This window comes from Sedimentibacter sp., from assembly GCF_038562225.1.
In the GTDB taxonomy this organism is placed as follows: Bacteria; Bacillota; Clostridia; order Tissierellales; family Sedimentibacteraceae; genus Sedimentibacter.
In genome coordinates, this window is sequence record NZ_JBCFAS010000001.1 from 69,391 (window position 1) to 84,426 (window position 15,036).

Consider the following 15,036-nt stretch of genomic DNA (forward strand, 5'->3'; position numbering starts at 1 on the left):
AGCAGTAGGTTTGTACATATTTCAAGAGAGCTGGCGGCCGGTGTGAGTCAGCATTATGGGAACTGAAACTCGTCCATGAGTATTTTGAAACGAACAGAGTAGTTTCAAACGGTTATTGCCGTTAACATAAGAGTGAGGCTTTATGCCTAATTTGGGTGGTACCGCGGATAGTCTTCGTCCCAGCAGGGGATAGGCTGTCCTTTTTTTATGACCTAACCCAAGAAATTAAATTATTATATGGAGGAACAAAAATGAAATCATACAATCCAGAAGCCATTGAGAAAAAGTGGCAGGAAGTTTGGGAAAAGAATGAAACATTCAAGGCACATGACAAATCAGACAAGAAGAAATTTTATGGCCTTGTGGAATTCCCTTATCCTTCAGGGGTAGGTCTGCATGTAGGTCATATCCGTGCATATACATCCCTTGAGGTAATATCAAGAAAAAGAAGAATGGAAGGATACAACGTGCTGTTTCCCATAGGCTGGGACGCTTTTGGTCTTCCTACGGAAAACTATGCAATTCAGACAGGCAAACATCCAAGAAAGGTAACAGATGAAAATATTAAAGTGTTCACTTCGCAGCTGAAGGCTGCAGGTTACTCCTTTGACTGGGCAAGAACCGTTGATACTACCGATCCTGATTACTTCAAATGGACTCAGTGGATATTTGTTCAGCTTTTCAAGCACGGTCTTGCATTCAAGGATAAGACATACGTAAACTTCTGCAACAAGTGCAAGGTGGTTCTGGCAAATGAAGAATCACAAAACGGCATATGCGACCGATGCGGCAGCGAAGTCGTACAGATGGAAAAGGATGTTTGGTTCTTAAAAATCAGAGAATATGCCGACAAGCTGCTGGAAGGATTAAATGAAGTTGATTTCCTTCCGAGAATAAGACTTGAACAGGAAAACTGGATAGGACGCTCCTACGGAGCGGAGGTTGACTTCAAACTGAAGGATACTACAGATAACTTAAGAGTTTTCACTACAAGACCGGATACATTGTTCGGAGTTACGTTCATGGTAATTGCTCCGGAGCATCCATTCATAGAAAAATATTCAGCACGAGTAGAAAATCTTGATGAGATAAGGGATTACCAGGAACAGTCAAGAAAGAAGACAGAATTTGAAAGAGTTCAGCTGGCCAAGGATAAAACAGGCGTCGAAATAAAGGGACTGAAAGCAATAAACCCCGTATCGGGAGAGGAAGTTCCGGTATGGGTTGCGGATTATGTAATGATGGGATACGGAACAGGAGCAATAATGGCGGTTCCGGGACACGACACAAGAGACTGGGAATTTGCGAAGAAGTTCAGTATTCCAATAATTGAAGTCATCGAAGGCGGCAACATAGAAGAAGCTGCGTTCACTGACGTTGAAGACGGCATAATGGTAAACTCAGGCATGCTCAACGGCCTGAGGGTGAAGGAAGCAATTGCAAAAATAATTGATTTCCTGCAGGAAAACAAGCTTGGTGAAAAGAAAACAAACTATAAGATGAAAGACTGGGCGTTCAACAGACAAAGATACTGGGGAGAGCCTATTCCGATAATTCACTGCCCGCACTGCGGAATGGTTCCTGTTCCTGAAGAACAGCTTCCGTTGAGGCTTCCGGATGTTGAAAACTACCAGCCTACGGATACAGGAGAATCACCTCTGGCAAACATTGCTGAATGGGTAAACGTGAAATGCCCTGTATGCGGAGAAGATGCCAAGAGGGAAACAGACACAATGCCTCAGTGGGCAGGTTCATCATGGTATTTCCTGAGATACATGGACCCGAGAAACCCTGATGCAATAGCATCAAAAGAAAATTTTGACTATTGGGGACCAGTTGACTGGTACAATGGTGGTATGGAGCACGTAACAAGACACCTTATATACTCAAGATTCTGGCACAGATTTCTTTATGATATTGGAGCTGTTCCATTCCCTGAGCCATATGCAAAACGTACGGCTCAAGGCCTGATACTGGGCTCTGACGGCGAAAAGATGTCAAAATCAAGAGGCAACGTTGTAAACCCTAACGACATAATCGGCGAATACGGCGCTGATACTTTGAGAACTTACATCATGTTCATAGGAGACTATGAAAAGTACGCTATATGGAACGATTCTAGCGTTAAGGGCTGCAAGAGATTTTTGGACCGCGTGTGGAAGCTTCAGGAAATGTTAGCTGAAGGTGAAGGATTCTCTGAAAAACATGTGACATTGATGCACAAGACAATCAAAAAGGTAAGCGAAGACTACGAGGCAATGAAGTTTAACACTGCAATCGCTGCAATGATGAGCTTCGTTAACGAGGTATTCAATGACGGCTACGTAACAAAAGACGAACTCAAAGCTCTTGTGACTTTGCTTAACCCTGTAGCTCCGCATATCTCAGAAGAAATCTGGGAAGAGCAAAACTTCGGAGGAATGCTCAACCAAACAAGCTGGCCTCAATGGGATGAAGATAAGACCGTCGACGACGTCATAGAGCTTCCTGTTCAGGTAAGCGGCAAAGTCAGAGGAAAAATCACGGTATCAAAGGATGCTGATGTTGAAGCTGCAAGGAAGCTTGCTTACAGTGATGAAAACATAAGCAAGTATCTTGATGGAAAGACAACAGTCAAGGAAATTTACGTACCGGGAAAAATATACAACATAGTTGTGAAGTAAATAATATTAAGGCGGCATGATCAATGCCGCCTTTTGTATGCCCTAACCCCATTTGTGCCGGAAATGATAGCTTGTAATTTCAATTATTTATTATATAATTATGTATCAGGACCTGAAAAAGAAAGGTTCCGTATCAATACTGTACCAGGAGGTAATGTTTTGCACAACTTTGAAGAAATAAAATTTGATACTAAAAGAGAATTTTACGAATATTTGAACATGTCCTTGGAAGGTCTCATTTCTGAGGAAGAAGACTGGCTTGCAAATTTGTCAAATGCATCTGCGCTGTTATGGATGCTGATGGAAGACATCAACTGGGCAGGCTTCTATCTGTATAAAAACAATGAGCTGGTGCTTGGTCCCTTCCAGGGAAAGCCTGCATGCACACATATACAGTTAGGAAAAGGAGTGTGCGGCACCGCGGCTAAAAACATGGCCACGGAACTTGTTAAAAACGTTCATGAGTTTCCGGGGCACATTGCCTGCGATACGCAGTCAAATTCTGAAATAGTGATTCCGATTGCAGCAAGCGGGCGCCTGGTGGGTGTGCTTGACATCGACAGCCCGAAGCTTGGCAGGTTTGACGAAGAGGACAAGGCAAATCTTGAACAGTTTGTGTACCTGATTGAAAAATATGTGCGCTTTCCGGAACACTTCTGTTAGTATGAACCTTTGACATCCCTAATCATATAATGATATGAGGAGGGGTGAATTTATGAGCTTTTCAGGAAATGAAAACTATAACAAATATTACGGATTTCCAAGCTTCGCATATATGGATATGTACAGAAACAAAGACTTGATGCAGCTTGGAGGGTGCCGCTGCAAAAAGTCATACTTCAGGGTGCTGAACGGTTACGGGGATAAACCGATCGATGTTCAGGTCAATGAAATACTTATGGCTGAAAATTTAAGCATAGGAGGCCTCACAAGGTATGTGCAGTTTTCTCCGGGTACATACCGCGTTAAAATCTACGAATCTGAGGGAGATAAAGAGCTGGTGTTTGAAACCACTCTTGACATAGACAGAAATCTTGCGTATACGGCAGTGATTGCCAAGGACGATGAAAACAAGGAGGACATAAGCATACTCGTGGTTCCGGAGGAAAAGGAAAATGCAATCAAAGGAAGAATGTCATCACTGAGGCTTACAAACATTGCCATGAACGCACCGGACATGGATGTTGTAACAGCTGACGGAACGGTGCTGTTTTCAGGCATAAACTATGCAAACGCATCTGGAAACATTGCAGTGCCTTCAGGACGGTATACACTTTACTTGAGAGACAGCAGGAACAAGAATAATCTGCTGAAAATTTCAAACGTTGATCTTGCTCCCAGAATGCATTACACCATGTTCATAGCAGAAAAAAATGATGAACTGCAGCTTATGATACCTGAAAACGGCGTGAATTACCTTGACATATGCTGACAAAAGCAATGTATTTGATTATGACAAAGAATATTGATGTTATCCAAAGCTTTATGAAGGATCTCCGGTATAAACCTCGGAGATCCTTTAATTTTACAAACAGGATGTGTTGAATAAACTTGTATAAAAAGAATAATTTCAAAGCTTTATTTTCAATATATTGAAAACATATTGTTGCTTTCAAGCGTCTGTGGTATAATGTACTTCTTGAAGGAATGTATAACATAGAGGTGAAAAATGAAGACAATAGGAATCATAGGAGGAATGGGGCCTCTGGCCACAGTGCATTTGTACGAAAGGATAGTGCTGCGCACAAAAGCTTTAAAGGACCAGGACCACATTCGTGTTTTAATCGACAGCAATACAAATATACCGGACAGAACAAAGGCTATTATTGGTGACGGAGAGGATCCTACGGTGGAGCTCATTAAATCTGCAAAGCTTCTGGAAAAAGGCGGAGCTGATTTTTTAATCATGCCGTGCAACACTGCTCATTACTTTATAGACAAAATACAGTCCAGTGTACACATCCCTTTTGTAAACATGGTTCAGGAAACTGTTAAACGCACAGTGGATGATTTCGGCAGGGATGCTGTTGTGGGTATACTTGCCACTGACGGAACCATAAAATCTAAGATATATGAAAATTATTATGCAAGCCTCGGAATAAAGACTGTTGTACCTCAGAAATCACAGGAATCCGTGATGAAGTTCATATATGATGTCATAAAAAAAGGAAACTACAATGAAGGAACAGATTTGTTGTTTGAGGCGGTAGAGGAGCTTAAGCAACTTGAAGCAACAGCTTTTCTTTTGGGGTGCACCGAACTTTCCTCGGCTCAATACCTGTATAAGTTCGAAGGTTCTTTCATTAATCCTATTGAAGTGCTGACAGAAAAATCCATTGAGTTTGCAGGAGGTCAGTTGAGCTGACCTGAAAGGATGGACGTATGAAGAAACTTACAGCCAGACAGGCTGATTTGATGCTTTTTTTTGTTGCATTTTTCTGGGGAACCGGGTTTTCGGTTACAAAAGCCGGCCTTCAATACTATACAATAAGCCAGCTTTTGTTTTTAAGGTTTGGAATTGCCGCAATTGTTTCTATTGCCGTATTCCGAAACAAGATCAGAAAGATAACAAAGAGTGATTTAAAAGCCGGACTCATAATGGGAGTTCTGCTTGCCTTCGGATACATATTCCAGACCGTGGGGCTGGAAGGAACAACTACAGGAAATTCAGCGTTTCTTACAAGTTCAAGCGTTGTTATTGTCCCGTTCTTTTTCTGGATTGTAACCAGAAAGAAGCCGGGAAGAAACAACATAATATCTGCTGTACTTATGTTTGCAGGTATAATACTGCTCACTGTGGATTTTGACAATTTTGGAAAATTCAACAAATGGGACTTTCTGACGTTCATTGGTTCTATTTTGTTTGCGTGGCAGCTGGTGGCCACCGGAATATTTGCCGAAGACAAGGACCCTGCAGTCATATCGACTCTGCAGATTGCCACAAGTGCTGTGATATTCATGGTAATGACAGTCGTGGAACGAAAGACTGTTGCATTCAGTGTACAGGGAACCCTGAGCATGGGATATCTCAGCCTTGTTACGACAATGCTATGCTTTTTGATGCAGACCACAGGGCAGAAATATACTTCCACAACCCACGCCGCAATTATTTTAAGTCTTGAATCTGTAATAGGAAGCATTATCGGAGTCATATTCCTGAACGAAAAATACTCATCGCTGACAATTGTTGCCTATGCCGTAATATTTGCTGCAATTCTGGCTGCCGAGCTGGGCTTTGAATGGATTCTGAAAATACAGAGAAGCAGATAAAATTAATTGCAAAACCACTTGAATTTTACGAACATTTATTATATAATCATATAAAACATTCGTATGGAGAAAATATGAAAAAGTATAAAAGAAATCAGAGAATCGGTGCCTTAATGAAAATTTTTGCAGAAAAACCAAACTACGTGTTTTCATATAATTATTTTTCGGAGATTTTCAATGCTGCAAAATCCACAATCAGCGAAGATGTGGCCATAGTAAGGGAACTTGTTGCGCAGCTTGATTACGGCAGGATTGAAACAATATCAGGGGCAGCAGGCGGTGCGGTTTTCATACCTGTTATGGGCTTAAAGGAAAAAAGTTACATTTTATCCGAACTCTGCATGCTCTTTTCTCAGAAAAACAGGATATTGCCTGGTGGATTCATCTATATGACTGATTTGTTCAACAATCCAAATATTGTCACAAACATTGCCAAAATAATTGCTTCGGAATTTTCAGAGATTAAAATAGATTACATTATTACGGTTGAAACCAAGGGTATTCCGGTAGCTGTGATGACAGGACAAAAACTGAATGTGCCCGTAGCTGTCATAAGGCGCAACAACAAGGTAACTGAAGGGGCTACCGTAAGCATCAACTATGTTTCAGGCTCTTCCAACAACATACAGACCATGTCACTTTCAAGAAGGTCGCTTAAAGAAAATTCCAAGGTTCTCATAGTTGATGATTTTATGAAGGGTGGAGGAACATGCAAAGGCATGGCCGACATGATGAGGGAGTTCAATGCGGAAGTCGTGGGCACGGCAGTTGTAATTGAAACAAGGGATCCTGAGAAGAAGCTGGTGGATAATTATCTGTCTTTGATGGTACTGAACAAGATCAACGAAAAAGAAGGTATAATCGAGATAGTGCCTAATTCAAAATTGTTAAATTAATTTCATACTTTTTTTACACAAATATGAAAATGTTTTTTTGCATTTCTTGGATAAGTATAGTATAATGAACTTAATTGGACATAAACTTTGGGGGAAGGTGGTGACGACATGAAAATATCAGACGTTAGAGTAAGAAAAATAAACTCTGAGGGTAAGATGAAGGCAATCGTTTCCGTAACATTCGATGATTGCTTTGTGGTACATGACATCAAGATAATTGAAGGGCAGGAAGGATTGTTTATTGCAATGCCGAGCAGAAAAATGCCCGATGGAGAGTTTAAAGATATAGCTCATCCTATCAATTCTGAAACAAGAAATCTTGTAGCGGAAGCAGTATTCAAAGCTTATGAAGAAAAACGTTTGGAAGAGGGAGAAAACGCTGAAGAAGCAGCTCTTCTGTAACGTAAAACTGATGATGTGTTCAACAGTTTTCGGGTCTTAGGGGGCCCGTTTTTTTATGACCTAACCCAATATGTTCGAGCGGAGCGAAGAACAGATTGTTGGTAGGTCAAACACAACGAAATCCAAATTTATGCGAGCGATAGCGAGTAAATAAATTTGTGATTGAGACTGTGCTATGACCGCTGTGAACATTAGATAACTTCAGAGGCAGTTGGTAGGTCAAACAAACGATTATGATTTACCCAATTTCTTAGACCGTTAGGGAAAAAGAAATTGCAGGTAATTCAAACGCAATGAGTTCCATATTTGTATGAGCGTCAGCGAAAAAACAAATATATGAACGAAACTGTGCATCCAAATTTATGCGAGCGATAGCGAGTAAATTAATTTGTGATTGAGACTGTGCTATGACAGGAGTTCGTGTAAGCCTCAGTTGTTTTGTACAGACCAGTAATAATATATTTTAATATAAAAGTTTTTTGACTTAATTAAATATATGATATATAATACTCAAGTATTACAAATAAGGAGAAATATTATGAATATGTCAATTATTTTGGCAGCCGGCGAAGGTACGCGAATGAAATCCGACATGCCGAAAACCCTGCACAAGGTTTGCGGCAAGGAAATGATTAAATATATCATAGAAGCTGCAAAAAATTCGGCAATAGAAAAAAATATTGTGGTTCTCGGACATGGAAAAGAAAAAGTTGGAGACAATATTAAGGATACTGGCGTAATCACCGTTGAACAACCCATAGGAGACGGAGCTCCCTACGGCACAGGTTTTGCCGTAATGGCTGCAAAAGAATACATAAATGATGAGGATACGGTTATAATTCTGTGTGCTGACGGTCCCTTGATAAGAAAAGAAACACTGACGCAATTTATCAGCAAACACAATGAAGACGGCAGCGCTGTTTCAATAATGACATCCTTTGTAGACAATCCGAAGGGACTGGGAAGAATTGTGAGAAAGGTTGATTCATCCATTGATAGGATAGTGGAAGAAAAGGATGCATCAGAGGAAATAAAGAAAATCCATGAAATAAACACCGGTATTTACTGCTTCAAGGGCAGCTTTCTGAAATATGCGCTGGGAAAAATAGACACAAACAATTCCCAGAACGAATACTACCTAACGGACACCATAAAGGTTCTGAACAGCGAGGGTCATAAGGTTGCCGGCTGGGTTCTTGAGGATTCAACAGACATTCTTGCCGTAAACGACAGGGTTCAGCTTGCTCAGGTAAGCAGAATAATGCAGGATAGAATAAATAAAAGACACATGCTTTCAGGAGTGACAATCATCAACCCTGTAGACACATACATTGAGGACTCGGTGCAAATAGGAAGAGATACCGTAATATATCCCGGAACCTTCCTTGAATCAGGAACCGTAATAGGGTCAAACTGCACCATCGGACCCAACACAAGGATAATAAATTCGAAAGTTATGAACAATGTTACAATCGAAAACTCAAAGGTAATGGATTCGGAAGTTGGAGACGGCACCACAGTGGGCCCGTTCGCATACTTAAGGCCTGGTACGATTCTAGGCAGGAATGTGAAAATAGGTGACTTTGTGGAGGTCAAGAAATCAACCATAGGGGACAATTCCAAATCTTCGCACCTGGCATACATCGGTGACGCCGAAATAGGAAAAGACGTCAACATCGGCTGCGGTGTGGTTTTTGTGAATTACGACGGTAGGAAGAAACACAAGACAATTGTGGAAGACGGAGCCTTCATCGGAAGCAACTCAAATCTTGTGGCTCCCGTTACGGTTAAGCAGGGAGGTTACGTGGCCTGCGGCTCAACCATAACAGAGGATGTTCATGAAGGCGACCTGGCCATTGCAAGGGCAAGGCAGGTAAACAAAAAAGATTTAGGGAAAAACAGATATTAAGAGGTAAGTATGTACATTATTGCAGGACTTGGCAATCCCGGCAAGGAATATGCAGGCACCAGGCACAATGTGGGCTACGATACTGTTGACTTTTTGGCAGAAAAGCTGGGCACAAACTTAAACAAGCTAAAATTCAACTCCGTATATGGGGAGACAACCGTAAACGGAGAAAAAGTCATGCTTGTTAAGCCTGTTACCTACATGAACAGAAGCGGGATAGCAATTCAAGAAATATTGAGATTTTATAAAATACCGGCAGAAAATCTGATTGTAATTTATGATGATATAGACATACCGGCAGGCGCATTAAGAATAAGACCAGACGGAAGCCCGGGAACACACAACGGAATGAGGTCTATTACTGAACACGTGGGTAACGGCGGATTTCCTCGTGTAAGAATAGGGATTGGAAGAAATCCAGACATGGACCTGGCTGACTATGTACTGCAAAAATTCAGCCTGCAGGAAAGGGACAAGATTGATGAAGTAATTGAGAAAGCAGCTGAAGCATGTATTGAAATTATTTCGAAGAATGTTGACAGCGCCATGCAGAAATACAATAAAAACAGCAAACAATAGACGATAGTTTTGCAATGGATAAAAAATATGTTTAACTATTGCCGTTGCCAATCAATTGTAAAGGATAAAGTATGAACAAAGTTTTATTCGAACAGTTCCAAAAAACAGAAAAGTACAACCGCATTACAGAAAACTTCAATAAAGGCAGGAGTCAGCTCGTTCAAAGCATAAACGATGACGGCGCTGCCTATTTGGCGTGCAATCTTCTTGAAACAACGGCAAGCAAAGTTTTACTTCTTACTAGCAGCGAAGCCAAGTCAAGGCAATATGAGGAAATCATCAGGTCTTATACAGAAGACGGGGACAGACTTCAGAGCAAGGAATTTATTCTTTACAACGTCGATGCACTCAGCAAGGATGTGGAATACAAAAGAGCTCATGTTCTCGACAGGATTCTGCATTCCAAGAAGGCTGTGGTCACTGCCGGAATCAATTCTATGATAACCAGAATTATGCCTAAAGATAGGTTTAAGGAAAGTATAATAGAATTGAAGTACGGCAAAAGCTATGATTTGAACGAATTGCGCAGCCGCCTGGTAAAGCTTAAGTATGAAAGAGTGGATGCCGTTGAAGGAATCGGACAGTTTTCTGTAAGGGGAGGAATAATAGACGTATTTTCTCCTTCTGAAACAAGTCCGTTCAGAATAGAGTTTTTTGATGACGAAGTAGATTCCATAAGACTCGTTGACATCAAGACACAAAGATCGATCAGGAATCTGAAATCGGCCAGAATAATACCATGCAGCGACCTGATGTTTTTCAAGGATGAAATCAAAAAGGCCATGGCTGAAATCGATCAGGATTTTCAAAACAGGCTCAGCAAGGTCCACACTCTTCCTAATTCAAAGGAGATAGAAAAGAAACTCAAAAGTCTGTACAACAGCTACCAGGATAAGCTGATGGGAGGAATAGGCATTGAAAATGCAGACCTTATGGTTCCTTTCATAAGGGAAGACTTTGTATGCGTCCTGGATTACTTCGATGAAGACTTTGTACTGATTGTTGATGAGCCTGAAAGGATTTTCGAGGAAGTATGCGTGCTGAACGAGAGCTTCCAACTGAAGTTTTCAGAGCTTTTCGAGAAGGGCGAAATATTCGCCAAGCAAAGCAATGTGTACCTGAGCGAAAAAGAAATTGCAGCCAAAATCAGCAAAAGGCCATTCATATCGATAAACGGCAAGAACAAGACCATAGAGGCCGAAGATACCCTGCAGATGATGTTCAAGGAAGCTCCCTCTTATTACGGTAAGATGGAGGATTTGTCAAAAGACTTAAACCGCCTGAAATACAAGGGATATAAAATAGCTGTCATCCTGAGTACGAGCGAAGGCTGCACCAAGCTTCACAACCTTTTAAACGATTACGAGTGCAGCACTGTTCTGTCAAAAGATTCGGATGTTGCAGCCGAAAGCGGACAAGTGGTTATTGTACCGGGAGAATTGAAGAAAGGCTTTGAGTATTACGACAACAAGATTCTCGTGCTCACTGAAAATGAAATTTTCGGTTCCTTCAGAAAAAAAACACATAAGCCAAAGAAAAGAAAAGGTTCCAAGATAGATGTGTTCACTGACCTTAAGGTAGGCGACTATGTGGTTCATGAACACCACGGAATCGGCCAGTATGTGGGCATAGAAAAGATAGAAGTACAAAACATCAAGAAAGACTACCTGTGCATAAAGTACAAGGGCGAAGACAAGTTGTACGTTCCCGTGGACCAGATGTCGCTCATTCAAAAGTACATCGGTTCCGATTCGGAAAAGCCCAAACTCAACAAGATGGGAAGCGCAGATTGGGTTAAAACAAAGGAACGTTCCAAGGCAGCCATTGAAAACATGGCAGCCGAGCTTGTGAAGCTTTACGCCCAGAGAAAAGTGGTGAAGGGGTATGCCTTTAATACCGATACCGAATGGCAGAAGGAATTTGAATACAAGTTTCCGTTTGAGGAGACTGAAGACCAGCTAAGATGCATTAAGGAAATTAAAAAGGATATGGAACGCCCTGCCAGCATGGACAGACTTCTTTGCGGTGATGTGGGATTCGGAAAGACAGAGGTTGCCATGAGAGCTGCATTCAAGGCTGTAATGGATTCGAAACAGGTTGCTATACTGGTTCCGACAACTATTCTTGCCCAGCAGCATTACACAAACATAGTGGAACGCTTCAGGGGATATCCGGTAAAGATTGAAATGCTAAGCCGCTTCAGGACGCCGTACCAGCAGGCGAAAATAGTACATGACGTCAACAAGGGCCTGGTTGATGTGGTTGTGGGAACCCACAAGCTGCTTTCAAAGGAGCTCAAGTTCAAGGACATTGGACTTTTGATAATAGACGAGGAGCAGCGCTTCGGAGTAAAGCACAAGGAACAGATAAAGCAGCTGAAAACAAACATAGATGTTCTAACGCTTTCAGCAACGCCCATACCCAGGACGCTTCACATGTCTATGATAGGCGTCAGGGATATGAGTATTATCTCGGAACCGCCGGGCGACAGGCTGCCCATACAGACCTATGTAATTGAATACAACGAAGGAATAATCAAGGATGCCATCGAAAAGGAACTTTCAAGAGGCGGACAGGTTTACTACGTTCACAACAAGGTTATAGATATTGATGCAACCGCCTCAAGGCTTCAAAAGCTTCTACCTGAAGCCCGCATTGCAGTAGCCCACGGACAGATGAACGAAAGGCACCTTGAGAACATAATGTTTGATTTCGTAAAGAAGGAATATGACATATTGGTGTGCACCACCATAATTGAAACAGGTATGGACATACCCAATGTAAACACACTTATAATCGACAACGCAGATCACCTGGGACTGTCTCAGCTTTACCAGCTGAGGGGAAGAATAGGAAGATCCAACAAGATTTCATTTGCATACCTTACCTACGAACGTGACAAGATGCTTTCCGAGGTGGCAGACAAGAGGCTCAAAGCCATCAGAGAATTCACCGAGTTTGGCTCCGGCTTTAAAATAGCCATGAGAGACCTTGAAATAAGGGGCTGCGGCAACATTCTCGGCGCAGAACAGCACGGACACATGCTGGCCATAGGTTATGACCTGTATGTGAAGTTCCTTGACAGGGCTGTCAAGGAGCTGCAAGGCAGCATGGAAGCAGAGGAAGACATTGAAACAAGCGTCGACTTAAGCGTTGATGGTTACATTCCGGCAACATACATTGAGAATGAAGAACAAAAGATTGAAATATACAAAAAGATTGCAGCTGCTTCAAGCAAGGATGATATTTACGACATTACGGAAGAAATAATAGACCGTTTCGGAAATCCGCCGAAACAGGTTGACAATCTGCTTAAGATATCGTATATTAAATCGTTGTGCAGAAAGCTTCACGTGAAGTCAATCACACAGGTTGGAAGCACAGTGAACATGGAGATGAACTCGGGCAATGACTTGAGTCAGGAATTGATAGGTTTCTTGATTAACAATTACAACTCAAAAATAAAATTTGACGTTTCCAAGGAACCTGTAATCAAATATAAATTAGATTCCTCTGAACAGATGAAAATTCTTGAGGAACTAGAAAAATTCTTTGAAATATTAAACAATTATAAAGCAGGAAAATCACCTGCCAAGGAGGAAAAAAATGAATAATCTTAAAAAATCGCTGGGCTTGACTCTTACTCTTTGCATTGCTCTGGCCTTGACAGCATGTTCACAGGGAAGCGGTGAAGAGAAAACAGATGCAATCGAAGAGGGCGTTGTAGCCACAGTGAACGATCAGGCAATAACACAAAAGGAATATGACGAAACTCTCAACTCCTACAAGATGATGGTTGAATCACAGTACGGAGAAGGTGCCTGGGACACTGAAATATCCGAAGGACAAACAATGGGGAGCTACTATGAAAGTTCTCTTCTTGATAACATGATACTTGAAAAATTGATGGTTGAAGCAGCCGGTAAGGAAGGAATCACAATTTCAGACGAAGATCTGAAGACTCAGCTTGACGAATTCAAGGCTTATTTCGATACAGACGAAGAATACAAAACGTTCCTTGAAGAAAAGGCAATGTCAGAGGAATACCTGACTGAAGCTCTGAAAAAGGAATTTCTCATAAATCATTATCTTGCAGTAAAAATTGAAAATCTTCAGCCCACAGACGATGAACTTAATACTCTGTTCAACGACCTGAAGATGAATGAGCAGGTAAGGGCAAGACACATTCTTGTTGCAACTGAAGATGAAGCAAAAGCAGTGATTGACAGACTCAACAAGGGTGAGAAGTTTGAAGACCTGGCAAAGGAACTGTCAACTGATACAAGCAGCGGTGCTAACGGAGGAGACCTGGACTACTTCTCTTACACAGACATGGTGCAGCCTTTCTCTGAAGCAGCATTCTCATTGGAAATAGGCCAGGTAAGCGAACCTGTTCAGTCTGAATTCGGCTACCACGTAATTGAAGTGACAGACAAGAAGGTAGATGACACAATCACAGTGGAAGCAAAGAAAGATGAGCTAACAGAGTACTACAAATCTTACAAATATGAAGATTTGCTGGCAGAATTAAAGGAAAATGCAAATATTGTAATTAAATAGCACTGAATGTAAATAATAGTAAAAAAATGTTGCTATTCATAAAATCTTCCTATATAATATAAAAAGATATTTCCAATATTATCCGTTAACAATTGAGGATAAAATCTATTAAAGTGCAAATAATAGAAAATATTAAAAGAAATGTCATATAAATAAAATTATTCAATTGGAGGAACAAAAGGAATGAAAGCAACTGGAATTGTCAGAAGAATTGATGATCTGGGAAGAGTTGTAATCCCTAAGGAAATCAGAAGAACGTTAAGAATAAGAGAAGGGGATCCTTTAGAGATATTTACTGATAGAGAAGGCGAAATTATACTGAAGAAGTATTCGCCCATTGGAGAGTTAACTGAATTTGCAGGAGAGTATGTAGAATCTTTGTTTGAAACCACAAGACACATTGCAATCATAACTGACCGTGACGGAGTGATTGCCGTATCCGGAAGCTCAAAAAAAGATTACGCTGAGAAGAGATTAAGCCCGGAGCTTGAAAAAATCATCGAAAGCAGAGAGGTTTATCAAACAAACGGCAATGCAAAACCTATAAGAATCACTGCAAATGAATTTAATCCTGACAATTATACCAGCCAGGTAATATCTCCGATTTTGGTGCATGGTGACCCCATAGGTGCTGTAATGCTCCTGTCAAAGGAAAAAACAGCTAAAATGACTGAAATTGAGGAAAAACTCATCAAGACTGCAAGCATCTTCCTTTCAAGACAAATGGAAAGTTAATTTTATTATATCTAATACAGAA

Annotated in this window: 12 protein-coding genes and 1 other annotated feature (1 of these 13 only partly in view); all 12 genes read left to right on the top strand. The window is 41.1% G+C overall.

Annotation, left to right across the window (positions count from 1 at the left end):
• Positions 1-185: a binding site (T-box leader), on the top strand; it begins 18 nt to the left of the window's first position.
• A gap of 66 nt (positions 186-251) precedes the next feature.
• The 12 genes from leuS to spoVT all read left to right on the top strand — a co-directional run bounded on the left by leuS (position 252) and on the right by spoVT (position 15,014).
• The gene (leuS, locus tag AAGU76_RS00360) at positions 252-2,663 is read left to right on the top strand and encodes a leucine--tRNA ligase (RefSeq protein ID WP_342483453.1); all 2,412 of its coding nucleotides are present in this window, start codon (positions 252-254) and stop codon (positions 2,661-2,663) included.
• A 219-nt stretch (positions 2,664-2,882) separates the two neighbouring features.
• Entirely contained in the window at positions 2,883-3,326 is a 444-nt protein-coding gene (locus AAGU76_RS00365; RefSeq protein WP_342484658.1) for a GAF domain-containing protein, read from the top strand.
• A gap of 52 nt (positions 3,327-3,378) precedes the next feature.
• Entirely contained in the window at positions 3,379-4,095 is a 717-nt protein-coding gene (locus AAGU76_RS00370) for a DUF4397 domain-containing protein (RefSeq protein ID WP_342483454.1), read from the top strand.
• Between the two features lie 237 nt (positions 4,096-4,332).
• On the top strand, positions 4,333-5,028 hold the full coding sequence (locus tag AAGU76_RS00375) for an amino acid racemase (RefSeq protein WP_342483455.1): 696 nt from the start codon (positions 4,333-4,335) through the stop codon (positions 5,026-5,028).
• A 17-nt stretch (positions 5,029-5,045) separates the two neighbouring features.
• A complete protein-coding gene (locus tag AAGU76_RS00380) occupies positions 5,046-5,933 on the top strand; it encodes a DMT family transporter (protein WP_342483456.1) in 888 nt (295 codons plus the stop codon).
• Between the two features lie 74 nt (positions 5,934-6,007).
• The gene (gene purR, locus AAGU76_RS00385; RefSeq protein WP_342483457.1) at positions 6,008-6,829 is read left to right on the top strand and encodes a pur operon repressor; all 822 of its coding nucleotides are present in this window, start codon (positions 6,008-6,010) and stop codon (positions 6,827-6,829) included.
• A 108-nt stretch (positions 6,830-6,937) separates the two neighbouring features.
• Complete coding sequence (spoVG, locus tag AAGU76_RS00390; protein ID WP_342483458.1) at positions 6,938-7,231, top strand: septation regulator SpoVG; 294 nt, start codon at positions 6,938-6,940, stop codon at positions 7,229-7,231.
• A 538-nt stretch (positions 7,232-7,769) separates the two neighbouring features.
• On the top strand, positions 7,770-9,140 hold the full coding sequence (glmU, locus tag AAGU76_RS00395) for a bifunctional UDP-N-acetylglucosamine diphosphorylase/glucosamine-1-phosphate N-acetyltransferase GlmU (protein ID WP_342483459.1): 1,371 nt from the start codon (positions 7,770-7,772) through the stop codon (positions 9,138-9,140).
• Positions 9,141-9,149: 9 nt separating this feature from the next.
• Positions 9,150-9,719, top strand: a complete 570-nt coding sequence (pth, locus tag AAGU76_RS00400; RefSeq protein ID WP_342483460.1) for an aminoacyl-tRNA hydrolase — start codon at positions 9,150-9,152, stop codon at positions 9,717-9,719.
• Positions 9,720-9,790: 71 nt separating this feature from the next.
• Complete coding sequence (gene mfd / locus AAGU76_RS00405) at positions 9,791-13,333, top strand: transcription-repair coupling factor (RefSeq protein ID WP_342483461.1); 3,543 nt, start codon at positions 9,791-9,793, stop codon at positions 13,331-13,333.
• The gene (locus AAGU76_RS00410; protein WP_342483462.1) at positions 13,326-14,279 is read left to right on the top strand and encodes a peptidylprolyl isomerase; all 954 of its coding nucleotides are present in this window, start codon (positions 13,326-13,328) and stop codon (positions 14,277-14,279) included. Before mfd ends, AAGU76_RS00410 begins: the two co-directional genes overlap by 8 nt.
• Positions 14,280-14,462: 183 nt before the next feature.
• Positions 14,463-15,014 (top strand): stage V sporulation protein T, encoded by a 552-nt coding sequence (spoVT, locus tag AAGU76_RS00415; protein WP_342483463.1) that lies wholly within the window; start codon positions 14,463-14,465, stop codon positions 15,012-15,014.
• Positions 15,015-15,036: the final 22 nt, after the last annotated feature.